Source organism: Bosea vaviloviae (assembly GCF_001741865.1).
In the GTDB taxonomy this organism is placed as follows: domain Bacteria; phylum Pseudomonadota; class Alphaproteobacteria; order Rhizobiales; family Beijerinckiaceae; genus Allobosea; species Allobosea vaviloviae.
In genome coordinates this window covers 4,999,999-5,022,150 of the sequence record NZ_CP017147.1, presented here as the reverse complement: position 1 = coordinate 5,022,150, position 22,152 = coordinate 4,999,999, and the positions used below count along the sequence as shown (strand labels likewise).

General features: G+C 65.5%; 24 protein-coding genes. 18 read left to right on the top strand and 6 right to left on the bottom strand.

What is annotated here, in order from left to right:
- Positions 1-27: 27 nt before the first annotated feature.
- The 14 genes from BHK69_RS23005 (at position 28) to BHK69_RS22940 (ending at position 13,962) form a co-directional block, all read left to right on the top strand.
- A complete protein-coding gene (locus BHK69_RS23005; RefSeq protein ID WP_069692130.1) occupies positions 28-993 on the top strand; it encodes a tripartite tricarboxylate transporter substrate-binding protein in 966 nt (321 codons plus the stop codon).
- Between the two features lie 104 nt (positions 994-1,097).
- Complete coding sequence (locus tag BHK69_RS23000) at positions 1,098-2,519, top strand: Do family serine endopeptidase (RefSeq protein WP_069692129.1); 1,422 nt, start codon at positions 1,098-1,100, stop codon at positions 2,517-2,519.
- Positions 2,516-3,823, top strand: a complete 1,308-nt coding sequence (locus BHK69_RS22995; RefSeq protein ID WP_069692128.1) for a replication-associated recombination protein A — start codon at positions 2,516-2,518, stop codon at positions 3,821-3,823. Before BHK69_RS23000 ends, BHK69_RS22995 begins: the two co-directional genes overlap by 4 nt.
- 280 nt (positions 3,824-4,103) lie before the next feature.
- Positions 4,104-4,487: a fluoride efflux transporter CrcB gene (crcB, locus tag BHK69_RS22990; protein WP_069693902.1), complete on the top strand. Its 384-nt coding sequence runs from the start codon at positions 4,104-4,106 to the stop codon at positions 4,485-4,487.
- Positions 4,484-5,809 (top strand): RluA family pseudouridine synthase, encoded by a 1,326-nt coding sequence (locus tag BHK69_RS22985; protein WP_069692127.1) that lies wholly within the window; start codon positions 4,484-4,486, stop codon positions 5,807-5,809. The genes crcB and BHK69_RS22985 overlap by 4 nt, the downstream gene beginning before the upstream one ends.
- A gap of 115 nt (positions 5,810-5,924) precedes the next feature.
- The gene (locus tag BHK69_RS22980; protein WP_148663551.1) at positions 5,925-6,455 is read left to right on the top strand and encodes a hypothetical protein; all 531 of its coding nucleotides are present in this window, start codon (positions 5,925-5,927) and stop codon (positions 6,453-6,455) included.
- A gap of 30 nt (positions 6,456-6,485) precedes the next feature.
- Positions 6,486-6,686, top strand: a complete 201-nt coding sequence (locus BHK69_RS22975) for a hypothetical protein (protein ID WP_069692125.1) — start codon at positions 6,486-6,488, stop codon at positions 6,684-6,686.
- Between the two features lie 132 nt (positions 6,687-6,818).
- Positions 6,819-7,496, top strand: a complete 678-nt coding sequence (locus BHK69_RS22970) for an HAD family hydrolase (RefSeq protein ID WP_069692124.1) — start codon at positions 6,819-6,821, stop codon at positions 7,494-7,496.
- Between the two features lie 103 nt (positions 7,497-7,599).
- Positions 7,600-8,682, top strand: a complete 1,083-nt coding sequence (locus BHK69_RS22965) for a Tle-like phospholipase domain-containing protein (protein WP_148663550.1) — start codon at positions 7,600-7,602, stop codon at positions 8,680-8,682.
- 331 nt (positions 8,683-9,013) lie between these two features.
- The gene (locus tag BHK69_RS22960) at positions 9,014-9,451 is read left to right on the top strand and encodes a hypothetical protein (protein ID WP_069692122.1); all 438 of its coding nucleotides are present in this window, start codon (positions 9,014-9,016) and stop codon (positions 9,449-9,451) included.
- A gap of 119 nt (positions 9,452-9,570) precedes the next feature.
- On the top strand, positions 9,571-11,571 hold the full coding sequence (locus BHK69_RS22955) for an acetyl-CoA carboxylase biotin carboxylase subunit (protein ID WP_069692121.1): 2,001 nt from the start codon (positions 9,571-9,573) through the stop codon (positions 11,569-11,571).
- Positions 11,572-11,598: 27 nt separating this feature from the next.
- A complete protein-coding gene (locus tag BHK69_RS22950) occupies positions 11,599-12,279 on the top strand; it encodes a glutathione S-transferase family protein (RefSeq protein ID WP_199578974.1) in 681 nt (226 codons plus the stop codon).
- Between the two features lie 175 nt (positions 12,280-12,454).
- Positions 12,455-12,982: a hypothetical protein gene (locus tag BHK69_RS22945; RefSeq protein WP_069692119.1), complete on the top strand. Its 528-nt coding sequence runs from the start codon at positions 12,455-12,457 to the stop codon at positions 12,980-12,982.
- 191 nt (positions 12,983-13,173) lie between these two features.
- Positions 13,174-13,962, top strand: coding sequence for a YdcF family protein (locus BHK69_RS22940; RefSeq protein ID WP_069692118.1), 789 nt, complete (start codon positions 13,174-13,176; stop codon positions 13,960-13,962).
- 76 nt (positions 13,963-14,038) lie between these two features.
- Here the strand turns inward: BHK69_RS22940 and BHK69_RS22935 are convergent, their stop codons facing one another.
- Together BHK69_RS22935 and BHK69_RS22930 are read right to left on the bottom strand one after the other, a co-directional pair.
- Positions 14,039-14,305 (bottom strand): DUF3253 domain-containing protein, encoded by a 267-nt coding sequence (locus BHK69_RS22935; RefSeq protein WP_069692117.1) that lies wholly within the window; start codon positions 14,303-14,305, stop codon positions 14,039-14,041.
- Positions 14,298-15,026 (bottom strand): DUF599 domain-containing protein, encoded by a 729-nt coding sequence (locus tag BHK69_RS22930; RefSeq protein ID WP_069692116.1) that lies wholly within the window; start codon positions 15,024-15,026, stop codon positions 14,298-14,300. The genes BHK69_RS22935 and BHK69_RS22930 overlap by 8 nt, the downstream gene beginning before the upstream one ends.
- A gap of 234 nt (positions 15,027-15,260) precedes the next feature.
- On the opposite strand from BHK69_RS22930, the gene BHK69_RS22925 reads away from it, so the two are divergent.
- The 4 genes from BHK69_RS22925 (at position 15,261) to BHK69_RS22915 (ending at position 18,447) form a co-directional block, all read left to right on the top strand.
- The gene (locus BHK69_RS22925; RefSeq protein ID WP_069692115.1) at positions 15,261-15,683 is read left to right on the top strand and encodes a rhodanese-like domain-containing protein; all 423 of its coding nucleotides are present in this window, start codon (positions 15,261-15,263) and stop codon (positions 15,681-15,683) included.
- 9 nt (positions 15,684-15,692) lie between these two features.
- Positions 15,693-15,869, top strand: a complete 177-nt coding sequence (locus BHK69_RS32730; RefSeq protein ID WP_158516262.1) for a hypothetical protein — start codon at positions 15,693-15,695, stop codon at positions 15,867-15,869.
- A gap of 42 nt (positions 15,870-15,911) precedes the next feature.
- Positions 15,912-16,253, top strand: a complete 342-nt coding sequence (locus BHK69_RS22920; protein ID WP_069692114.1) for a hypothetical protein — start codon at positions 15,912-15,914, stop codon at positions 16,251-16,253.
- A 397-nt stretch (positions 16,254-16,650) separates the two neighbouring features.
- On the top strand, positions 16,651-18,447 hold the full coding sequence (locus tag BHK69_RS22915) for an ABC transporter ATP-binding protein (protein ID WP_069693901.1): 1,797 nt from the start codon (positions 16,651-16,653) through the stop codon (positions 18,445-18,447).
- A gap of 217 nt (positions 18,448-18,664) precedes the next feature.
- On the opposite strand, the gene BHK69_RS22910 is transcribed toward BHK69_RS22915, so the two are convergent.
- The 4 genes from BHK69_RS22910 to BHK69_RS22895 form a co-directional block, all read right to left on the bottom strand.
- Positions 18,665-19,183 carry a gamma-glutamylcyclotransferase family protein gene (locus BHK69_RS22910; RefSeq protein ID WP_069692113.1) on the bottom strand — a complete coding sequence of 173 codons (519 nt, stop codon included), beginning with the start codon at positions 19,181-19,183 and terminating at the stop codon, positions 18,665-18,667.
- 190 nt (positions 19,184-19,373) lie between these two features.
- Positions 19,374-20,546 (bottom strand): isovaleryl-CoA dehydrogenase, encoded by a 1,173-nt coding sequence (locus BHK69_RS22905; protein ID WP_069692112.1) that lies wholly within the window; start codon positions 20,544-20,546, stop codon positions 19,374-19,376.
- A 173-nt stretch (positions 20,547-20,719) separates the two neighbouring features.
- Complete coding sequence (locus BHK69_RS22900; protein ID WP_069692111.1) at positions 20,720-21,532, bottom strand: enoyl-CoA hydratase; 813 nt, start codon at positions 21,530-21,532, stop codon at positions 20,720-20,722.
- The gene (locus BHK69_RS22895) at positions 21,529-22,098 is read right to left on the bottom strand and encodes a GNAT family N-acetyltransferase (protein WP_069692110.1); all 570 of its coding nucleotides are present in this window, start codon (positions 22,096-22,098) and stop codon (positions 21,529-21,531) included. Before BHK69_RS22895 ends, BHK69_RS22900 begins: the two co-directional genes overlap by 4 nt.
- Positions 22,099-22,152: the final 54 nt, after the last annotated feature.

The window sequence follows — 22,152 nt, the reverse complement described above, 5'->3', positions numbered from 1 at the left end:
TACAAGGCAGCACGCTGGGAGAGAAACATGCTGAAATCGATCGCCTCCATCTCCGCCCTGGCTGCCGCGCTGTCGGTGTCGGCGCCTGCCGCCGCGCAGGAGAGCTACCCCTCCAAGCCGATCACCATGATCGTGCCCTTCGCGGCGGGCGGCTCGTCGGACGTCATCGCGCGCCTTGTCGGTGACGAGATGGGGCGGGCGCTCGGGCAGCGCATCGTGATGGAGAATATGGGCGGGGCAGGCGGGGCGACGGCCTTGACGCGCGCCTCCCGCGCCGAGCCGGATGGCTACACGATCGTGATCGGCAATAGCGGCACCAATGCCGCCTCCTATACGATCTATCCCGACCTCAAATACACCAATGCGGATTTCGCGCCGATCGGCCTCGTCGCCAAGACCTCGCCGATGATCGCGCTGAAGCTCGATTTCCCGGCCAAGGACCTGATGGAGTTCGTCGCTTACGCCAAGGCCAATCCGGGCAAGGTCAGCCTCGGGCATGCCGGCGTCGGCTCGTCGAATTATCTGATCTGCCGCAATTTCGTGAAGGCGGCCGGCGTCGATGTGGCGCTGGTCAGCTATCGTGGTGCAGGGCCGGCGCTGAACGACCTGATGGGCGGGCAGATCGACGGTGTCTGCGATGCTGCGACATCCTTGTACGGCGCGGTCGAAAGCAAGAAGGTGAAGGCCCTGGCGGTGGCGACGCCGGGACGGCTTGCGAGCCTGCCCGACGTTCCGACCTCGAAGGAGGCCGGTCTGCCGGCCTTCGAGGCGCAGGGTTGGAACGCGCTGTTTGCCCCGAAGAACACGCCGCAGCCGATCATCGCCAAGCTGAATGAGGCTTTGAAAACAGCGCTTTCGAGCCAGACGCTGCAGGGTCGATTCAAGGAGCTCTCTTCGGTTCCGCCCACGGCCGAGGAGGTGACGCCTGCCTTCGTCGCAGGCTTCGTGCCCGGCGAGATCGAGCGCTACCGCTTGCTGCTGCAGGATAAGTGAGGCAAGGCATCCGGCGCCTCATTGCGCTGCGAGACGCTGGAAAAGCTGAGCCGGCCGGCCTATTTCTCGGCCAGCGCTGTCGAGGCGCTGCAGAGGAGGCGTTGATGCCAGGCCGTTCGAGACCCATCCACCTTGCCGTAGCGCTCGCCTTGCTGATGGCGGTCGCGATGGAGAGTGCCGTCCAGGCCCAGCCGAAGCAGGCCCCCGAAACCCGCCAGCAGATCACGCTCTCTTTTGCGCCGATCGTGCGCCAGAGCGTGGCGAGCGTCGTCAATGTCTATGGCGCGCGTGTCGAGAAGCAGCCGCGCAACCCCTTCATGGACGATCCGTTCTTCCGCCGCTTCTTCGGCGATCGCGGCTTCGGCGTGCCGCAGGAGCGCGTGCAGCGCTCGCTCGGCTCCGGCGTCGTGGTCGATGCCTCGGGCCTCGTCGTCACCAACAACCACGTCATCGAGGGCATGAGCGAGGTCAAGGTCGCCTTCGCCGACAAGCGCGAGGTCGAGGCGACGATCCTGCTGCGCGACCCGCGCACCGATCTCGCGGTGCTGAAGCTCAAGGGCGTCAAGGATCTCGCCGCGATCGAGCTCGCCGATTCCGACAAGGTCGAGATCGGCGACCTGGTGCTGGCGATCGGCAATCCCTTCGGCGTCGGCCAGACGGTGACGCAAGGCATCGTCTCGGCGCTGGCGCGTACGCAGATCGGCGTCGGCGACGCGCAGTCCTTCATCCAGACCGACGCCGCGATCAACCCCGGCAATTCCGGTGGCGCGCTGGTCGACATGCAGGGCCGCGTCGTCGGCATCAACACCGCGATCTTCTCGCGCTCGGGCGGCAGCATCGGCATCGGTTTTGCCATCCCCTCCGCCATGGTGCGCGTCGTGGTCGAGAGCGCGCGAGCGGGTGCGACGACGGTGCGCAGGCCCTGGTTCGGAGCCCGGCTCCAGGCCTTGACGAACGATGTCGCCGACGGGCTCGGGCTCGACCGGCCGGCAGGTTCCGTCGTCGCCAGCGTGGTCGAGAAGGGGCCGGCTGCTGAAGCCGGCCTGCGTCGCTCCGACGTGATCCTGGCGATCGACGGCCTCGGGGTCGATGATCCCGAGGCCTTCGGCTATCGCTTCGCCACCCGCCCGCTCAACGGTACGGCCGGGCTGACCGTGCTGCGCGGCGGCAAGCGATTGACGCTGCCGGTCAAGTTGATCCCGGCGCCGGAAACGCGCCCGCGCGACGCCGTCGTCCTGGCGGGGCGCTCGCCTTTGACCGGGCTCACGGTGATGAACCTGTCGCCGGCCGTCTCCGAGGAGCTTTCGATCGATGCCGCGACCGAGGGCGTCGCCGTCAGCGAGATCGAGGAGGGCAGCGTGGCAGCGCGCGTCGGCTTCCAGAAGGGTGACATCATCCAGGCACTCAACGGTGAGCGCATGGCGACGTCGCGGGATATCGAAAACGCCACCAAGGAGCGCAAGCGCGCCTGGGAAGTGACGATCTCGCGCGCTGGCCAGACCGTGACCTCGGTCTTCCCCGGGTGAGCGATCTCTTCGCCGCCTCCGGGCTGGACAAATCCGGGCCGCGCCCGCTCGCCGACCGCCTGCGCCCGACGACGCTGGCGGAGGTCGCAGGGCAGGAGCATCTGACCGGGCATGACGGGGCGCTGACCCGGCTCGTCGCCTCCGGCTCGCTCGGCAGCCTGATCTTCTGGGGCCCGCCCGGCACCGGCAAGACCACCGTCGCGCGCCTGCTCGCGGGGCAGGTCGATCTCGGCTTCGAGCAGATCAGCGCGATCTTCTCCGGCATCGCCGACCTGAAGAAAGTGTTCGAGCTGGCGCGCGGACGCAGGTTCGGCGGCAAGGGCACCTTGCTCTTCGTCGACGAGATCCATCGCTTCAACCGCGCCCAGCTCGACGCCTTCCTGCCGGTGATGGAGGACGGCACGATCACGCTGGTCGGGGCGACCACCGAGAACCCGTCCTTTGCGCTCAACGCCGCGCTTTTGTCGCGCGCCCGGGTGCTGACCTTCAAGTCGCTGGACGAAGGCTCGCTGCTTTTCCTGCTCGGCCGGGCCGAGCTTCTGGAAAACCGGTCCTTGCCGCTGACTCCGGAGGCGCGCCTGGCGCTTGCCCGCTTCGCCGATGGCGACGGGCGCGCCGTGCTGACGCTGGCCGAGGAGCTCTGGCGCGCCGCCAAGCCCGATGAGGTCTTCGACGAGGCGGGGCTGGCCGAGGTCATCCAGCGCCGCGCGCCGATCTATGACAAGGCGCAGGACGGCCACTACAATCTGATCTCGGCTCTGCACAAGACGATCCGCGGCTCCGATCCCGACGCGGCGCTGTACTATTTCGCCCGCATGCTCGATGCCGGCGAGGATCCGCGCTTTCTGGCGCGGCGGCTGGTGCGGATGGCGGTGGAGGATATCGGGATGGCCGATCCGCAGGCGCTGCTGCATGCGCGTGCCGCCGCCGAGACCTATGAGCAGCTTGGCTCGCCCGAGGGCGAGCTCGCGCTCGCCAATGCGGTGATCTATCTCGCCACCGCGCCGAAATCGAACGCGGCCTATATGGCCTACAAGGCGGCGGTGCGGGCGGCCAAGCAGGGCGGCTCGCTGATGCCGCCCAAGACGATCCTCAACGCGCCGACCAAGCTGATGAAGGAAGAAGGCTACGGCGCGGACTATTCCTACGACCACGACGCGCCCGACGCCTTCTCCGGCCAGAACTACTGGCCCGACGCGCTCGGCCGGCAGCGCTTCTACGATCCGCCCGAGCGCGGCTTCGAGCGCGAGATCCGCAAGCGGCTGGAGTATTGGGAGAAGCTGCGGCGGGAGCGGGGGGAGTAGCAGGGACGCGCTCTTTCCCTTGTCCGCTCGGGGGAGAAGGTGGTTCCGCGCAGCGGAGACGGATGAGGGCAGAGTCTCAACCTAAGACAAGAAAAAGGGCTGCTTGCGCCTCCCTTCCCTCATCCGTCTGCTCCGCAGACGCCTTCTCCCACCCATGTCGGATGTTTCCGACATGGGCATGAGCTTTGCCAAGATCGGGCAAGCCCGATCTTGGTGGGGAGAAGGGAAAGAGCGAGCGATTTCGTTTGTGCGCTGCCGCCTCGCGCTCTATGCGAAACGGATGATCTCCACCTTCCTCGTCTTTCTCGGCGCCGGCATCGGCGGCGTGCTGCGGCACGGCGTCAATCTCGCCTCGCTCAAATGGGCCGGTCCCGGCTTTCCCTATGGCACGCTCGCGATCAATGTCGTCGGCTCAGGCCTGATGGGTCTGGTCGCGGGCTGGTTCGCCTTCAAGGCCGGCGAGGGCGCGCCGCAGGATCTGCGGCTGTTCCTGACTACCGGCATCCTGGGCGGCTTCACCACCTTTTCCGCCTTTTCGCTCGACGCGATCCTGCTCTGGGAGCGGGGCGAGGCGATGCTGGCTGCGGGCTATGTCCTCGGCTCTGTCGTGGTGTCGCTTGCGGCGCTGGTCGGCGGTCTTGCGATCATGCGGGGGCTGACATGAGAACTGGAAACAAGGGACCGGGCGGCCCCAAGGGTAGCGGACCGAAGCGCGGCGGCAGGCCGCCGGCCTCGGGCGCGCCCAGGGACCCTGCAGCAAAGGGGAAGCGCCCGAGCCATGATGCGCGCCGCTCGGCGCGGGCTTCGGCCAGGCCCCGGCCGGAGCGGGAGGAGGGCGTCGTGCGCACCGAGCCGACGCGCAACCCGGCTCCGCATCATCCCGTGCCGCGCCCGGCCGGCCCACGCAAGCCTGCGGCGCCACGCAAAGCGCCAGTGACGGATGCGCCGACGCGCGCCGAGGTCAAGGCCGAGACCGCGCAGGTGCTCGCCACCGGCGTGCAGCAGCTTGTGGTGACGGCGGACGAGAACGAGATGCGGATCGACCGCTTTCTGGAAAACCGGTTTCCGCAGCTCTCCTTCAGCCATATCCAGCGTATCGTCCGGAAGGGCGAATTGCGCGTCAACGGCAAGCGCGCCGACAGCAAGGACCGGCTCGAAGAGGGCCAGACCGTGCGCATCCCGCCGCTCAAGCTCGAACCGCAGGAGCAGCGGCCACGCTCGCTCAAGGCCGATGACGACACGCTCGGCTTCCTGCGCTCGATCACGCTCTATGAGGATGACGATGTCATCGTGCTGAACAAGCCGGCCGGGCTCGCCGTGCAAGGCGGCTCGGGCACCACGCGCCATGTCGACCAGATGCTCGACGCGATGATGGGCAAGGACGGCCAGAAGCCGCGCCTGGTGCACCGGCTCGACAAGGACACCGCCGGCTGCCTCGTCATCGCGAAATCGCGCTTTGCCGCGGCGACTTTGGCCAAGACCTTCCGTTCGCGCTCGGCACGCAAGGTCTATTGGGCGCTGGTCGCGGGCGTGCCGCGCGTACGCCAGGGCCGGATCTCGACCTATCTCGCCCGCGAGGAGGCCTATGACGGCGATCAGCGCATGGCGGTTGCCAAGCATGGCGACGACGGCGCGATGCACGCCGTGACCTATTACGCCGTGGTCGAGACCGCGGCGCAGAAGCTCGGTTGGCTCTCGCTCAAGCCGGTGACGGGCCGCACCCACCAATTGCGCGCCCATGCCGCCCATATCGGCCATCCGATCGTCGGCGACCCGAAATACTTCAACATCAAGAACTGGGAACTGCCCGGCGGCATCCAGAACAAGCTGCATCTGCTGGCGCGGCGCATCGTGCTGCCGCATCCGCGCGGCAAGGGCACGATCGATGTCAGCGCGCCGCTGCCGCCGCATATGCGCCAGTCCTGGAACCTGCTTGGCTTCGAGGATGAGCGCTACGATCCGATTGTCGACGCGCCCGACGAGTAGGGATGGCGGGTCTCGTTTCGTTCGGGCTGCTGACGAAGCGTAAGAGAACAGTTGCAGAACAAACTGGATTATGTTCTAGTTCTGTTCCCATCACTCTTACGCAGGTGCTCCGATGATGCGTTTTGCCGTTCTCTTCACTGGCCTGTCTCTGTCCCTTTGCGTCGCGGCTCCGGCTGTTGCGCAGGCGCCCGCGCCGCGCCAGGCGGCTTCGGCCGCGACCACCCCTGATGATCCCGTGCCGCGCGAAGCCCGCGCCAAGGCGCGCCAGGAATGCCTTGCCGACAATGTCGCGCTCTCGGGCGATGATTTGCGCGCGGCGATGCGCGACTGTCTCCAGGCCAAATTTCCCGGCGTGCAGCTTTACGCTCGCGACGGGGTGACGCGCGACGGCAAGCCGACCGCGGTTGCGGCCCGCGCCGCCTGCAAGGAGGAGGTCGACGGCCGCAAGCTCGAAGGCTCCACCCGTACGGCCGCGCTCGTCGCCTGCTTCAATGCTAAACGCCCCGATCTCGCCCAGCGCGCGACCTGCCGCAAGGAGGCGCGCGAAAAGGGCCTCGACGGCGATGATCTGCGCAAGGCCGTCGACAGCTGCGCCCGCGAGGCCAAGTCCGGCGCGCAGCCGACCCCGGCTGCGACGAGGTCCTGAAGCGGCGGCGTTGTCCACGCACGACAAGGCATGACGCTGAAACTGGTTGCCAGTTTTCAGCGTCATGCTCCAGAGGTGGTCATGGACTATGGGGATGATTTGACGCTGGCGATTTTGCGCGAATGCCAGGAGTTCGAGGACACAAAGAGTTCGAGGACGCAAGCCTTCCGGCTTGCTACGAAGAACGACGCCGCAGTCGCGCAAAAGCGCCGCGCCCTACGGGTGAGGTGAAAACGGCGGAGCTGCAGCGTCGCATCGCTTGCCGATACCGACGGTATCGCCTGCGCAATGCTCCTCCCATCTCCACCGTTTTGACCTCATCAAATCCTTCCCATAGTCCATAACAACCTCTAAAGCCGCGCCATGGATCTCGTCATCTTCGACCTCGACGGCACGTTGATCGATTCCGAAGCGATCATTCTCGGCGCCCAATACGAAACCTTCGCCAAGCATAGGCTCGTCCATCCCGGCCGCGAAGCCGGGCTCGGGATCGTCGGATTGACGCTCGACATCGCCTTGATGCGCTTGGCCGGGCTCGACAAGCCCGATGATGCGCTGACCCAGACCTATAGGGATGTGTTCGGCGCGATGCGCCATCAGGCCGAGACCGATCCGGCGCTGGCCGAGCCGCTTTATCCCGGTGTCGCCGAGATGCTCTCGGTTCTCTCCGCCCGGTCCGGTTTGAAGCTCGGCATCGCCACCGGCAAATCACGCCGGGGTGCGGAGTACATCATCGAGCGCTATGGCTGGAATGCGTTGTTCACCACGATCCAGACTGCCGACGACGCACCCTCCAAGCCGCATCCCGGCATGATCCTGCAGGCGCTGGCCGAGACCGGTGCGAAGCCTGAGCGTTGCGCGATGGTCGGGGACAGTTCCTTCGATATCGAAATGGCGGTGGCCGCCGGCGTCACCCCGATCGCGGTGTCCTGGGGTTTCCAGCCCGCGACGAGCCTCGTCGCGCTGGGCGCCCGGCATGTGCTGGGCGAGATGTCCGAGCTGCCGGGGCTGCTCGACGCGTTGGCAACGGAGCCTGCCTGAACTCACCCCTGCTGTCTTGCCCGCTTCTGTCTTGCCCGCTCCTGTCTTGCCAGCGCATGCGGTAACGCTACGTTAGGTTGAGGGCGGGGCGGCGATGATGAGAGTGACGGTCCGAGTCGGGAAGCTGGCGACGGCGTTTATCCTCACGGTCGCCCTTGCTGCGTGCGGGACGATCGAGATCGTCCAGGACAAGAACTATGCGCGCGTGCGTGTCGGCGCCGAGGATGCGAATGCGCTGCCGGCCAGAGATGTCGCTCCTTATGTTGTCGGCTATGCGCTGCTCTCGCTGGCTGCTTATGACGACGTGCGCTACGGCGTTGCCAAGCCGTTGGCGGCCGGGTCGAAAGAGGCGGTCGCGCAGCGCGACGACGACCAGGCCTTCGGGACATTGGCGCGGCCCTGGCTTGCTCCCTGGGCCCTGGCCGAGACGCTGATCAATGACTGCCGTGGCGCGCCGGGCTCGCGTCGTGATTTCGGCTTCGGCGGGCGCAAGGGCGATTGCGCCTCGGACGAGTCGCCGAGGGGCCGCATTCTCGACGGGCTGGGCTTGCAGGTCTGGACGCATGGCAGCAGAGGATCGCGGTTCTGCCGCGAGGTGATCCTCGCCTTTCGCGGCACCGACCGCGGCCAGCGCGACGACTGGCTCTCGAATTTCCGGTCTCTGACGCGGGTTTTGCTGCTCTACGATCAATACGAGCAGGTGCAGGACCATGTCGGCCCGATCCTCGACCGTGTCGAACGCTATCCTTGTTATCGCCGGGGCCGCACCGAAATCGTCGCCATCGGCCACTCGCTCGGCGGCGGGCTGGCGCAGCAGGCGGCCTATCGCGACGGCCGCGTCCGGCGCGTCTTCGCCTTCGATCCGAGTTTCGTCACCGGCTATTACGATCTCGATCCAAACAAGCGTGTCGACAATTCCAGGGGGCTCAAGATCGAGCGCGTCTACGAGCATGGCGAGATCCTGGCCTATCCGCGCCTGCTGCTGCGCAATGTCTATCCTCCTTCGGCCTGCGATCCGCAGATCAGGCATATCCGCTTCAACCTGATCGATGGCGGCTCGATCTTTGCGCAGCACTCGCTGGCCACGCTGACGGCAGGGCTCCTGGAACTGGCGAAGGGCAAGGCCGGCCCGCGAGAGCCGGATGATTTCAGATGGCATCACTGTGTGATCCCATCTGAAATCTGAATCCGTCTCTCATCTAAGAGTGAGAGCAGGATCAATGCGAAAAACCGGTTCCCACTTTTTCGCATCCTGCTCTAGGCAATGACGGCTTTCTGCCCGTCTCGCCCTACGCGTTCGAGCGGACGGGCGAATGCCTGCCGGCCGATGCCATCGCCCGTGCGGGTCCGTGAGCCGGCGCTGATCGTAACGTCTGCGCAACCACGTCGCATCAGCTCTGTTTAACCTGAATAATCGTTCAGATTTGGACGTTAACCACCTGCTGGGGGTGGAGATCCATGGTGTTCCTGCAACAGGAACATACCGGCATAAAACAAAGCCGGACGAGGATTGAACAATGATTGGTCATGAGCTTCGTGAATTCGTCGATCGCGTGATGGATCATCACGTGATCGACGATGAAGACGTCAAGATGCTTCAGCGTGAGATCTTGGCTGATGTCGTGATGACACGCGATATCATCGATGTGCTGGTCGCGCTCGATCGGGCGGTGCCTGAGGCCTGCGCGGCTTTCGCCGATTACCTGGTCACGCTCACCGTCGACTACGCCGTCTGGGAAAGCCGCCCGACGGGGATCATCGACCGTGACAAGGCGCATTGGCTGGTGACCACGCTGAGCGCCGGGGACGGGCCGAGCGCTACGGCCCAGCGCATCGCCTTCGAGATCGTGCGCGAGGCGGAACGCTGCGACGAAGCCCTGATCGGCTTTGCGCTGCGCAAGGGCTCGGAGAAGCTTCGCGGCCTCGGCGCCGAGCGCATGCTGCTGGCGAGCTGAGCCCATCTGCGCACAACCGCTTGCCAGCGGCTGAACTTTTGCATCAATGGACGCCGGCTGCGGCGTTCACTAAACCCCGGCGGCCAATGATTTGGTGAGACGGCCGGGAGACGCCATCGATGTTCACGAAGATCCTGATCGCGAACCGTGGCGAGATCGCCTGCCGTGTCATCAAAACGGCGCGCCGCATGGGCATCAAGACGGTCGCCGTCTATTCCGATGCCGATCGCGATGCGCTCCATGTCGAGATGGCCGATGAGGCCGTGCATATCGGCCCGCCCGCTGCGGCCCAGTCCTATCTGCTGATCGACAAGATCGTCGCCGCCTGCAAGGCGACCGGCGCGCAGGCCGTCCATCCCGGCTACGGTTTCCTGTCCGAGCGCGAAGCCTTCGCCCAGGCGCTGAAGGATAACGGCATCGTCTTCATCGGCCCCAATCCCGGCGCCATCGCCGCGATGGGCGACAAGATCGAATCGAAGAAGGCCGCTGCCGCCGCCAACGTCTCGACCGTCCCGGGCCATCTCGGCATCATCGAGACCCCCGAGCATGCGGTGACGATCGCCGACGAGATCGGCTATCCCGTCATGATCAAGGCCTCGGCCGGCGGTGGCGGCAAGGGCATGCGCATCGCCTATTCCGCCGGCGAGGTGGCGGAAGGCTTCGCCCGCGCCAAGTCCGAGGCTGCGTCCTCCTTCGGCGACGACCGCGTCTTCGTCGAGAAATTCATCGTCGATCCCCGCCATATCGAAATCCAGGTGCTCGGCGACAAGCACGGCAACGTCATCTATCTCGGCGAGCGCGAATGCTCGGTCCAGCGCCGCAACCAGAAGGTCGTCGAGGAGGCGCCGTCGCCGCTGCTCGACGAGGCGACGCGCCGCAAGATGGGCGAGCAGGCGGTCGCGCTGGCCAAGGCGGTGAACTACGACAGCGCCGGCACGGTCGAGTTCGTCGCAGGCCAGGACAAGTCGTTCTACTTTCTCGAGATGAATACGCGCCTCCAGGTCGAGCATCCCGTCACCGAGATGATCACCGGCGTCGATCTCGTCGAGGAGATGATCCGCGTCGCCTATGGCGAGAAGCTCAGGCTGAGTCAGGCCGATGTGAAGCTCAACGGCTGGGCGGTGGAATCCCGAGTCTATGCCGAGGATCCGACGCGCAACTTCCTGCCTTCTACCGGCCGGCTCGTGACCTATCGCCCGCCTGCGGAAGGGCGCGACGGCGATGCCATGGTGCGCAACGACACCGGCGTCTTCGAGGGTGGCGAGATCTCGATCTATTACGACCCGATGATCGCCAAGCTCGTCACCCATGCGCCGACCCGGCTGGCTGCGATCGAGGCGCAAGGCCGCGCACTCGACGCCTTCGCCATTGACGGCATCCGCCACAACATCCCCTTCGTCTCGGCCTTGATGCACCACCCGCGCTGGATTGCCGGCAATCTCTCGACCGGCTTTATCGCCGAGGAGTTTCCGGACGGCTTTGCGCTGCCGCAGCCCAAGGGCGAGGTTGCGCTCCGGATGGCGGCGATCGCGATCGCCTGCGACCATCGCCTGAACCAGCGCAAGCGCAATGTCTCGGCGCAGATGGAAGGCTGGCGCAAAGTCGCCTTCGACCGCACGCGCATCGTCCAGCTCGGAGCCGAGCGCTTCGAGGGTGAGGTTTCCGAGCAGGCTGGCGCGGTCGTCATCGCCTTCGGCGAGCGCAGCATCACGGTCGTCAGCGATTGGCGGCCGGGCGAGCCGGTCTGGCGCGGTACGCTCGATGGAGTGAGCGTGGCAGCCCAGGTGAGGGCGATCCTCAACGGTGTCGCGCTCGGCCATGCCGGCGCCTATGCGAACGCCCATGTCTACACGGTGCGCGAGGCGGAGCTCGCGGCGCTGATGCCGGAGAAGGTCGCGGCCGATACCGGCAAGTTCCTGCTCTGCCCGATGCCGGGGCTGGTCAAGGCGGTTTCCGTCACGGTCGGCCAGGAGGTCAAGGCGGGCGAGGCGCTCTGCATGGTCGAAGCCATGAAGATGGAAAACGTGCTGCGCGCGGAGAAGGACGTCACCATCGCCAAGATCCTGGCGAAGGAGGGTGATTCACTCGCTGTCGATGCCGTCATCATGGAATTCGCCTGAGGGGAGGGGCGGGCTTTCCCCCCGTCCTTGTCAAATGCGGCCGCTGGCCCGAGAGTTGCCGGCAAGACGAGAACAGGACTGGTAGTTATGCTGACGATCTGGGGGCGCATCAGCTCCATCAATGTGCAGAAGGTGGTCTGGACTGCAGGCGAGGTTGGTCAAACCTTCGAGCGCATCGACCTTGGCGGCGCATTCGGCGGTACGCACGAGCCGACCTTTCTCGCCAAGAACCCCAACGCTCAGATTCCCGTGCTGGAAGACGGCGATGTCTGCATCTGGGAATCCAACAGCATCGTGCGCTACCTGGCGGCGCGCTATGGCGCCGGCTGGATTTGGGAGGAGGATCCGGCGCTGCGCACGGAGGCCGACCGCTGGATGGACTGGATGATCTCTGAATTGCAGCCCTCGATGACGCCGGCCTTCTGGGGGTTGGTGCGGAAAGCGCCGGGGCATACCGACCCAGAGGTGATCGCGGCTTCCATCGCCAAGACCGAGGTCAAGATGGATATCCTGGAGGGGCACTTGGCGACGCGAAGCTTTCTCGCGGGCGAGCGTTTCGGCATGGCCGACATCACGGTCGGTTGCGGCGCGCATCGCTGGCTGAACATGCCGGTCGAGCGCCCAATGCGGCCGCATCTGCAGCGCTGGTACGAGACCCTCTTCGCGCGCCCGGCCGCCAAGCCTGCCTTGCCGTTGCCGATTTCGTGAGATGACGCCTAGAGTCGGATGATTTCAGATGGATTCACGAAGTGATCCGATCTGAAATCTGAATCCGTCTCTCATCAAGGAGTTAGAGCAGGATTAATGCGAAAATCGGTTCCCACTTTTTCGCGCAATGCTCTAGCGGCCTTGATCTGGCCGTCTCGGCGCGGATGATGAACCGATGATCCCGCTGAACGCCCTCCCGCTCTTCCTGTTGATGGCCAGCGCCACGCCGCTCTGGGCGCAAGCTCCCTCGCCGCCGCCCGCAGGCAACACGGTGCTCGCGAGCGACCGGGCGCAATTGGCGACCTGCCTGCGCGAGGGCCGTACTGCAGCGCCATCCTGCATCGGCATGATTGCGGTCGCTTGCGTGCGTGCGACCGGCGTCGATCAGCGCGCGGCCGAGGCCGGTTGTGCACGCCGGGAGGAGGCGGTCTGGCGCGAGCGGCTGCTGCTGGCGCTGCGCTTGAAGGGGCGCTCGCTCGACGCAGGCCAGCGCAACCGGGTCGTCGCCCTGCAGGTCGCTTGGGAGAGTTTCGTCGCGCAGAAATGCGCCTTCTACGGAACGACGCAGCGGGAAGGCTGGCAGCTCGGCCGGCAAGCGGGCTGCGAACTGCGCGAGGTCGCCAACCGCGCGATCGAGCTCGAAGCGTCGCTGCCGCAGGCTCCGCCACGACAGCCGCAAGCGCCGCCGCGCATCATCCGCTGAGGTGGCGGACCCCTTCGCGTTAGCAAGCCGTCAGCATGAAGGCCCTCGATCACGTCGCATTCGGACGGTTCCGTCCGAATGCGAAAAACGTGATCGATTCTAAATATTTAGAGCATTGCTCACGCGAAAAACCGGTACCCACTTTTTCGCGCAATGCTCTATATCCGGCTGAGTTGTGCCGGAGGCCGTCGATGTTCTTCACTCTCTCCAAGCTCGTCTGGTTCGTCTTCTCTCCGGTCAATCTGGCGATCCTGCTGGCGGGGCTTGCTGCTTTGCTGGCCTTCACGCGCCTCGCCCGGTTCGGGCGCTGGCTCGGCGTTCTCGCCTTGCTCGCTTTGTCATTGATGGCGTTCAGCCCGTTGCCGCGCATCGTCATCCGCCCGCTCGAGAACCGCTTTCCCCAGCAGGACGCGGCGAAGGGACCGGTCGCCGGCATCGTCGTGCTGGGCGGCGCCATCGGGGTTGCGCGCGGCGATGTGGTGCTGACCTCGGCGGCCGCACGCATGACCAAGGCGGTCGAGATCGCGCGGCTGCATCCCGAGGCCAAGATCGTTTTCGCCGGCGGCGCCGGCAATCTGGTCTCACCGGTCACCGAGACCGAAGCCGATGGCGCGCGATTGCTGTTCGAGGGGCTCGGCCTGCCAGCGGAGCGGCTCGTGCTGGAGGACAGGTCGCGCAACACCCGCGAGAACGCCGTCTTCACCCGCCGGCTGGTCGAGCCCAAGCCCGGCGAGCGCTGGCTGCTGGTGACCTCCGCCTGGCACATGCCGCGCGCGATGGGCGTGTTCCGCAAGGCGGGCTTTGCGGTCGAGGCCTTTCCCGTCGATTACTGGTCGGAGAACGAACCGGCCGATTTCATCAGGCCCTATGGCCGGGCGCCGCGCGGCCTGAACATCGCCGATGACGGCTTCAAGGAATGGGTCGGGCTGCTGGCTTATTGGCTGGCGGGGTATACCGACGCGTTGTTTCCGGGGCCGTGACGGGTGAATGGGGAGTGGCGAATGGCGAGTAGATAAGAGCTCCGCCTACTATTCGCCATTCGCCATTCGCCATTCGCTACTCGCCGCTCGGCAGCGACAGCCGATACACCCCGCGAAAATCATCCGGATCCACCGGCTTGCCCTTGCGGGTGATGACGAGGCGGCCCTCCTTCATCAGCCTGACCGCGATCTTGCGCGCCGGCTGCATCAGCGGCCCCCAGCCATCGGGATGATCGCCGCCGACGGCGCGAGCGGCGTCGGTCGGGCTGATCGTGCCGCCTGGACCACGCTCAGTGACGAGGCGCAGTATTGCCGCTTCGAGGGCGTCCAGCGGGTCACTCATCACTAGCCTTGCGCGCTGCGGCCTGGTCGATCAGGGCGTTGGCATAGCTGAAGACGCGGGCGGCGTCCGAGGCGAACTGGCGGCGATACATCGCGATCAGGACCGCGGCCGTGAAGATCATGAAGGTCGCGGGCCCGAGGAACCAGCCCATATAGGCGAGCGCGAAGAAGAAGGCGCGCTGGCCGCGGTTGAAATGGCGGCCGGCGGCGATGTTCATCTCGGTCATTTCATGGACGGCGCGGGCGGCGTCGCGGTCGTCATGGCTCTTGGCCGGGGGCAGGGCGCCGATCAGAATGACGCAGTAGTTGAACAGCCGGTAGGCCCAGGCGAATTTGAAGAAGGCGTAGCCGAAGATCACCGCGAGCCCGATCACCTTCATCTCCCAGGCGGCGCGGGTGGTCGGCGTGCCGAAGGGCAGGTCGGCAAAGAGGGCGACGACGCGGTCGGTCGATTGTAGCAGGGAGAGCGAGCCGCCGATCGCGATCAGCGAAGTCGAGGCAAAGAAGGCGGTGCCGTTCTGCAACCCGTTCATCACTTGCGTGTCGACGATGCGGTTGTCGCGGCCCATGGCTTCGCGCACCCAGCGCGCGCGGCGCAGGTTCATCCGCATGTTCAGGCTCCTCGCCGCATGCGGGCCGAGCTCCACCGCGAAATGATAGCCGATCCACGATGCCACGAAGAAGGCGAAGCCGACGATGTCGAAGGTGCCGAATCCGATCATTCCATCTCCTAGAGCGTTTCGCGTTTCTCCGAATCGCGAAACGCTCTAGCTCCTTGTTTTATCGCATTTTCTTCACGCGAACCGGTGTCCACTTCGCTCGAAAATGCTCTAGAATCCCACACTGCTCGGTGCGGACCTGCTTGCCAAGATCGCTCTCGCAGGGCAGGGCGCAGGGCAGGACGATTGACCGCGACGCCCCGAGCCGACACGGTGCCGCGACAACGGAGACCTGCCATGCCGCAGATCATCACCAAGGGCTACAAGGCGTTGCTGGTTGAGGCCGAGGCAGCTGTGGAAACGCTCTCGGTAGAGGAGGCCAGGGCGCTGCATGGCCGCGACGATGTCGTCTTCGTCGATCTGCGCGATCCGCGCGAACTGGAGCGGGAAGGGCGCATGCCCGAGGCCTTCCATTGTCCGCGCGGCATGTTGGAGTTCTGGATCGATCCCGAGAGCCCCTATGCCAAGCCGGTCTTCAGCCAGGACAAGCGCTTCGTCTTCTTCTGTGCCGGGGGCTGGCGCTCGGCGCTGGCGGCCTTGACCGCCCAGGAGATGGGGCTGAAGCCGGTCGCCCATATCGCCGGCGGTTTCGGCGCCTGGAAGAAGGCCGGCGCGCCCTTCGACGCAGCGGAGTCGAAAGACGCCGGCGGCAAGAACTGAGCGGCCGACTTGTCCCATATCCTGATCGTCTTCCTCGTCGTCGCCTTTCTGTTCCGCAAGCCGGTCGGGCGCATCCTGGCGCGGCAATTTCCCGACCGCGACAAGCGCCATCGCGTGGTGGGGACGATCATCCTGGCCTTCGTGCTGGTGATCGCGGTGAGATTGCTGGCATTGTTCTGGAAGTGAGGCGCGCTCTACCGCGCCTGGGTCGCATGAACCGAGAGTGAGATGTTTCGTCGAACCAAGCTGATCCTAGCCCTGCTGGCCGCTTCGATCGCGAGCGGGGCCACATTTGCCCTCGCGCAGGACAGCCAGTCTCAAAGCTGGTCCGAGGTGAAATGCGCCCGTTACAAGAAGGCCTGGTCCGAGGCCCTGACGCGCCGGGGCACGCAGGGCCTGGGGCGGGAGTTCCTCGACAACCATGAAGCCTTCCTCGCATCGGGCTGCATGGCGCAAGCCAATGTCTGCCCGAAATCGGCTGAGGAGCTCGAGCTCGCGAACATCATGGTCATCCTGGCGATGAATGCGGGAACGGCGAGCACCTTCCTGCCCTTCTCCTGTCGCAAGTGATCTTGCCGCGGCGATCCTGCTCTATCTCCTTGTTTTATCGCATTTTCTTCACGCGAACCGGTGCCCACTTCGCTCGAAAATGCTCCAGCGAAGCGTGAAGCTGGCTCGCCCGGCGCTTTGCGCAAGCGCCCCATGCGAAAATTGCGACTTGCGCGATTCGTGCCTGCCCGTTTATCGTGCACCTCTTGGCTCCAACATCGGAAAGGGAGGGCTGAATGAGTTTCATCGTCATCGCCGCTCCCCGAATGCCGTCGTCCCGTTAAGTCGGACGACCGCGCGGCCCGCCTGATCCAGGGCGGCCTGAGCCAGCAATCCCATCGCGTTTTCAGAAGACCGAGGCGTTGCCCGGGCTTCGCTTGAATTGGAGTCGGCTGCCGTCGCGGCGCCGAATGAATCGATGTCCCGTCAGACCCAAACCGGGCGGCCCGAGCCGTTCCGGGCCGTTCTCGGCTTCACTTTCCGCCATTGGGCGCGCGCGCCGAGCCGCGTCGCCTCCGTCGTCGTGACCGTCATGGTCGCCACCGCGGCCGATCTGTTCATGCCGCTCTATGCCGGCCGCCTCGTCGATGCGGTCGCAGGCGAGCGCACGGCCGGACTCGCCATCGCCTTGCATGCGCTTGGCGTGATGATCGCGCTCGGCGCGGTGACAGTGCTTGCCCGCCATCTCAGCTTCATCGGCATCACCGGCATGACGCTGCGGACGATGAGCGATGTCGCGCAGGAGGCCTTCGCGCGGCTGCAGCGCTTCTCGACCGATTGGCATGCGAACAACTTCGCCGGCTCGACCGTGCGCAAGATCACGCGCGGCATGTGGGCGCTCGACCTCCTGACCGATACGGTCCTGATCGCGCTCCTGCCTTCGCTGATCGTGCTCGTCGGCACGACGATGCTGCTGGCCTGGCATTGGCCGGTGATGGGCGCGGTCGTGCTGGCTGGGGCTCTGCTCTATGTCGGCGTCACGGTGGCGCTGTCGCTGAACTATGTCGCGCCGGCGGCCCGGCTCGCCAATAGCTGGGACACGCGCATCGGCGGCGCCCTTGCCGACGCGATCTCGTGCAATCCCGTGGTCAAGGCCTATGGCGCGGAATTGCGCGAGGATTCGCGCCTTTCAGGCGTGCTGGCGAAATGGTCGCTGCGCACGCGGCGGAACTGGGTGCGCGGCACGACCTCGGGCACGGCGCAGCAGCTCGTGCTGCTGGTCATGCGCGGCTCGGTGGTGGGGTTGGCGATCTGGCTCTGGGCGAGCGGGCAGGCGAGCCCCGGCGACATCGCCTTCGTGCTGACCTCCTATTCGGTCGTGCACGGCTATCTGCGCGATGTCGGCCAGCATGTGCACAACCTGCAGCGCTCGGTGAACGACATGGAGGAGCTCGTCGCCATGCATGGCCAACCCTATGGCGTGCCCGACGCCAAGGGCGCGACCGAGATGGCGGTGACGGCGGGCGAGATCGCTTTCGAGGACGTGACCTTCCACTATGGGGGGCATGTCGAGCCGCTCTATCGCGACTTCTCGCTCACGATCCGCGCGGGCGAGAAGGTCGGCCTCGTCGGGCGCTCGGGGTCCGGCAAGACGACCTTCGTCAAGCTGGTGCAGCGGCTCTACGACGTCACGCAGGGGCGCATCGCGATCGACGGTGTCGATATCGCCTCGGCGACGCAGGCCTCCTTGCGCGGGCAGATCGCGATCGTGCAGCAGGAGCCGGTGCTGTTCCACCGCTCGCTGGCCGAGAACATCGCCTATGGCCGGCCCGGCGCCTCCTCGGCGCAGATCGAGCAGGCGGCGGAACTCGCCAACGCGCATGAGTTCATCATGCGCCTGCCCAAGGGCTATGCCACGCTGGTCGGCGAGCGCGGCGTCAAGCTCTCGGGCGGCGAGCGCCAGCGTGTCGCATTGGCGCGCGCCTTCCTGGCGGATGCGCCGATCCTGATCCTGGACGAGGCGACCTCGAGCCTCGATTCGGAATCGGAGGCGCTGATCCAGCAGGCGATGGAGCGGCTGATGGAAGGCCGCACCACCATCGTCATCGCGCACCGGCTCTCGACCGTGCGTGCGATGGACCGCATCCTGGTCTTCGATCGCGGCCGCGTGGTCGAGGAAGGCCCGCATGAGGCGCTGCTCCAGCGCGAGAATGGCGCCTATCGCGCGCTGTTCGAGAAGCAGGTCAGCGAGATGGCGAAGGGGCTGGCGGTGTAGAATCCTTCTCCCCTTGGGGGAGAAGGTGTCTGCGCAGCAGACGGATGAGGGAAGGGTCGCGTAAGCGGCCCTTTTCTTGTTTTCGTTGCGGCTCTGCCCTCATCCGTCACGGCTTCGCCGTGCCACCTTCTCCCCATCAAGATCGGGCTTGCCCGATCTTGAAAGATTTGATGCCCATGTCGGATATATCCGACATGGGCGGGAGAAGGACAGCCCGTCACTTCGGCGCGAGTGCCCGCGGCCGCACGCCGGGGACCGGCCCAGGTGGAAGCTCTGCGCTCACATCCTGATTCAACGTCTTCACATCCAGATTCGGCTTGCTCAGGAAACGATTCATCGCGGCGAGGTAAGCCTCTGGCAACGCCCAGTGTTTTGCGCTGGCGATGACGTCTTCGAGATAGCCTGGTTTGGGCCGGCCGACCTCACTGGCGCGCCCGATATAGACCAGCGCGCGCTTGGCTCCGCCCGGCACGATCACCGGCTGGTTGATCTTCACATAAAGCCCGCTGGCGATATCCTCGAACTTGTCGAGGGTGCGGACATCGCTGAGCGCGCAATCCCAGAGCACGCCGTGGACCTCCTCACGCGGATCACGGACGGCGGAGGCGTAGCCGTCGCGCGTCACGATGAAGCGATGGCGCGGCAGGCGCGCGAGCCCGAGCGGCTTCGAGCGCGGGCAGCGCGTCGCCATCGCGGCGATATCCATATTGGCGCCATAGGCGAAGTAGAGGGGCATTCAGGTCACCACGTCATTCTCGGGAGGTATTCGCTCGTCATGGTCGGGCCTGTCCCGACCATCCACGTCTTCGCCGGTCGATGAGGGGTGTTCAAGACGTGGATGCTCGCCACAAGGGCGAGCATGACGCCGTGGAGACATCCCGTCCGGAGATGCGCGGGTCAAGCCCGAGCATGACGGTCTGTGGCCGTCACTTCGTCTTCTGGAACAATTCCCGCCCGATCAGCATGCGCCGGATCTCGCTGGTGCCGGCACCGATCTCGTAGAGTTTGGCGTCGCGCAGCAAACGCCCGGTCGGGTAGTCGTTGATGTAACCGTTGCCGCCGAGCAATTGGATCGCGTCGAGCGCGATCTGCGTCGCCTTCTCGGCCGAGATCAGGATCGCGCCGGCGGCGTCCTCGCGGGTGGTCTCGCCGCGGTCGCAGGCTTTTGCGACGGCGTACACATAGGCCTTGCAGGCGTTCATCATCACATACATGTCGGCGAGCTTGCCCTGGACGAGCTGGAACTCGCCGATTGCCTGGCCGAACTGCTTGCGCTCATGGACATAGGGCATGACCACGTCGAGCGCCGCCTGCATGATGCCGAGCGGTCCGGCCGAGAGCACGACGCGCTCATAATCGAGCCCCGACATCAGCACATTGACGCCGCGCCCGACTGAGCCGAGCAGGTTCTCTTCGGGAACCTCGCACTCCTCGAAGACGAGTTCGCAGGTGTCGGAGCCGCGCATGCCGAGTTTGTCGAGCTTCTGGGCGGTCGAGAAACCCTTCATGCCCTTCTCGATCAGGAAGGCCGAGATGCCGCGCGAACCGGCCTCCGGATCGGTCTTGGCGTAGACCACCAGCGTCTCGGCGACCGGGCCGTTGGTGATCCACATCTTGTTGCCGGTGAGCACATAGCGGTCGCCCTTCTTGACCGCCTTCGTCTTCATCGAGACGACATCGGAGCCTGCTCCCGGCTCGGACATGGCGAGCGCGCCGACATGCTCGCCGGAGATCAGCTTGGGCAGGTATTTCGCCTTCTGCGCCGCATTGCCGTTGCGGGCGATCTGGTTGATGCAGAGGTTGGAATGGGCGCCGTAGCTCAGGCCCACCGAAGCCGAGGCGCGCGAAACCTCCTCGATTGCCACGACATGCTCGAGATAGCCGAGCCCTGCACCGCCATCCTCCTCCTTCACCGTGATGCCGTGCAGGCCGAGCGCGCCCATTTGCGGCCAGAGATCGCGCGGGAAGGTGTTGGTCTTGTCGATCTCTTCGGCGCGCGGCGCGATCTTCTCCTGCGCGAAGGCGTGGACCGTGTCGCGGATCGCGTCGGCGGTCTCGCCGAGGTCGAAATTAAAGGGGCGCGGTGCGTTGGCGAGCATGGTCTGATCTCCCGGATTGGCTGGCGCGCTGTGATCGCTCTTAGCTTGCGTTATAGCCCGGAAACGGAGCCTGTCAGCGCGCAGAACCGTGCGGAACCGCCCAGGAGGGGAGTGCTTTGATGCCGCATCGGCCCGAGAACCGGTTCCCGCTTTTCGGGCTGTGCCCTATCTAGCTAGCTCTCCCACACCGGTGGGCGCTTATCCATGAAGGCGCCGATGCCCTCCTCGGCGTCGCGCGCGAGCATGTTCTCGACCATCACCGCCGAGGCGTGATCATAAGCCGCGCTCAAGCCCATCTCGCGCTGCTCGTAGAAGGCACGCTTGCCGATCTTGACGGTGGCCGGGGATTTCGAGGCGATCACACCGGCAAGGCGCTGCGCCTCCGCCAGGGCCTCGCCCGCCGGGACGACGCGGTTCACCAGTCCCATCCGCGCGGCCTCAGGCGCCGGCACCATCTCGCCGAGCAGCAACATCTCCAGCGCGTGCTTGGCCGCGAGATTGCGCGAGAGCGCCACCATCGGCGTCGAGCAGAACAGGCCGATATGGACGCCCGGCGTGCAGAATTTTGCCTGCGAGCCCGCGGCTGCGAGATCGCAGCTCGCCACGAGCTGGCAGCCGGCGGCTGTCGCGGTGCCTTCGACGGCAGCGATCACAGGCTGGGGCAGGCTGGTGATCTGCTGCATCATCGCCGAGCAGCGCCCGAGGATGTCGGTGAAATAGGCGCGGCCGCGATCCGCATCGGCGCGATGCGCGCTCATCTCCTTCAGATCATGCCCGGCGCAGAACACCGGTCCCGCGGCGCTGAGCACGACGGCGCGCACGCTGCGGTCGCCTGCGATCATGGTGAAGGCCTCGCTCAGCGCCGCCAGCATCGCCTCGCTCAGCGGATTGCGCGATTGCGGGCGGTTCAGCGTCAGCGTCGCGACGCCGTCCACATCGCTGCGCAGCAGCGCTGGCGCGGTTTGGGGTCCGGTATGGGCATTCATGGCATGGTCTTTCGCGTCGGCGTTGCCTTACTTCGTTGGGGGGCCTCACCTCGTTCAAAGGTCCATACATCAACGATAGCGCCAGCCCAGCTGGTTGTCCCGTTTGGCATAGCACCCAGTTTCTGGGCAACGCGGGTTGAACTTACATTTTGCGGATCAATATAGGCAGTGACGCGCTGTAGTTGCCTCATCTCGAACAGCCAATTCAGCGCAGCTCGCGCGCTTTCTGTCGCGTACCCCTTTCCCCATCCGCGCTTGGCGATCGCATAGACGAATAGCGGTTCGCGGATGCCATAAGGATGAAAGAAGCCAACTCGACCAACGAAGCCGTCGCGATCCTCGAGTGCCATCATTCCGTAGCCGCGTAAGGCCCACTGCCCGAGTGCGTTGGCCATGCGATTCCAGACATCGCTCTCTGACGGAGGCGGACCTTCATGCATGAACTCCGCGACGTCTGGATCGTGGGCGAGAGCCATCAGTTGAGGGTGGTCTTCTGGCCTGATCGCCCGCAAGGTCAGTCTCGCGGTTTGGAGCAAAGGAATCTGGAAGCTGTAGACGCCTGACATTGCGTGTCTTCCTTGGAAGGGCTTGAGGCCCTGAAATCTGCAAGCTGATTTCGC

Coding starts and splice junctions, on each gene's coding strand:
- BHK69_RS23005 (WP_069692130.1), top strand. CDS start 28: ATGCTGAAATCGATCGCCTCCATCTCCGCCCTGGCTGCCGCGCTGTCG.
- BHK69_RS23000 (WP_069692129.1), top strand. CDS start 1,098: ATGCCAGGCCGTTCGAGACCCATCCACCTTGCCGTAGCGCTCGCCTTG.
- crcB (WP_069693902.1), top strand. CDS start 4,104: ATGATCTCCACCTTCCTCGTCTTTCTCGGCGCCGGCATCGGCGGCGTG.
- BHK69_RS22985 (WP_069692127.1), top strand. CDS start 4,484: ATGAGAACTGGAAACAAGGGACCGGGCGGCCCCAAGGGTAGCGGACCG.
- BHK69_RS22980 (WP_148663551.1), top strand. CDS start 5,925: ATGCGTTTTGCCGTTCTCTTCACTGGCCTGTCTCTGTCCCTTTGCGTC.
- BHK69_RS22975 (WP_069692125.1), top strand. CDS start 6,486: ATGACGCTGAAACTGGTTGCCAGTTTTCAGCGTCATGCTCCAGAGGTG.
- BHK69_RS22970 (WP_069692124.1), top strand. CDS start 6,819: ATGGATCTCGTCATCTTCGACCTCGACGGCACGTTGATCGATTCCGAA.
- BHK69_RS22960 (WP_069692122.1), top strand. CDS start 9,014: ATGATTGGTCATGAGCTTCGTGAATTCGTCGATCGCGTGATGGATCAT.
- BHK69_RS22955 (WP_069692121.1), top strand. CDS start 9,571: ATGTTCACGAAGATCCTGATCGCGAACCGTGGCGAGATCGCCTGCCGT.
- BHK69_RS22945 (WP_069692119.1), top strand. CDS start 12,455: ATGATCCCGCTGAACGCCCTCCCGCTCTTCCTGTTGATGGCCAGCGCC.
- BHK69_RS22940 (WP_069692118.1), top strand. CDS start 13,174: ATGTTCTTCACTCTCTCCAAGCTCGTCTGGTTCGTCTTCTCTCCGGTC.
- BHK69_RS22935 (WP_069692117.1), bottom strand. CDS start 14,305: ATGAGTGACCCGCTGGACGCCCTCGAAGCGGCAATACTGCGCCTCGTC.
- BHK69_RS22930 (WP_069692116.1), bottom strand. CDS start 15,026: ATGATCGGATTCGGCACCTTCGACATCGTCGGCTTCGCCTTCTTCGTG.
- BHK69_RS22925 (WP_069692115.1), top strand. CDS start 15,261: ATGCCGCAGATCATCACCAAGGGCTACAAGGCGTTGCTGGTTGAGGCC.
- BHK69_RS22920 (WP_069692114.1), top strand. CDS start 15,912: ATGTTTCGTCGAACCAAGCTGATCCTAGCCCTGCTGGCCGCTTCGATC.
- BHK69_RS22915 (WP_069693901.1), top strand. CDS start 16,651: ATGTCCCGTCAGACCCAAACCGGGCGGCCCGAGCCGTTCCGGGCCGTT.
- BHK69_RS22910 (WP_069692113.1), bottom strand. CDS start 19,183: ATGCCCCTCTACTTCGCCTATGGCGCCAATATGGATATCGCCGCGATG.
- BHK69_RS22905 (WP_069692112.1), bottom strand. CDS start 20,546: ATGCTCGCCAACGCACCGCGCCCCTTTAATTTCGACCTCGGCGAGACC.
- BHK69_RS22900 (WP_069692111.1), bottom strand. CDS start 21,532: ATGAATGCCCATACCGGACCCCAAACCGCGCCAGCGCTGCTGCGCAGC.
- BHK69_RS22895 (WP_069692110.1), bottom strand. CDS start 22,098: ATGTCAGGCGTCTACAGCTTCCAGATTCCTTTGCTCCAAACCGCGAGA.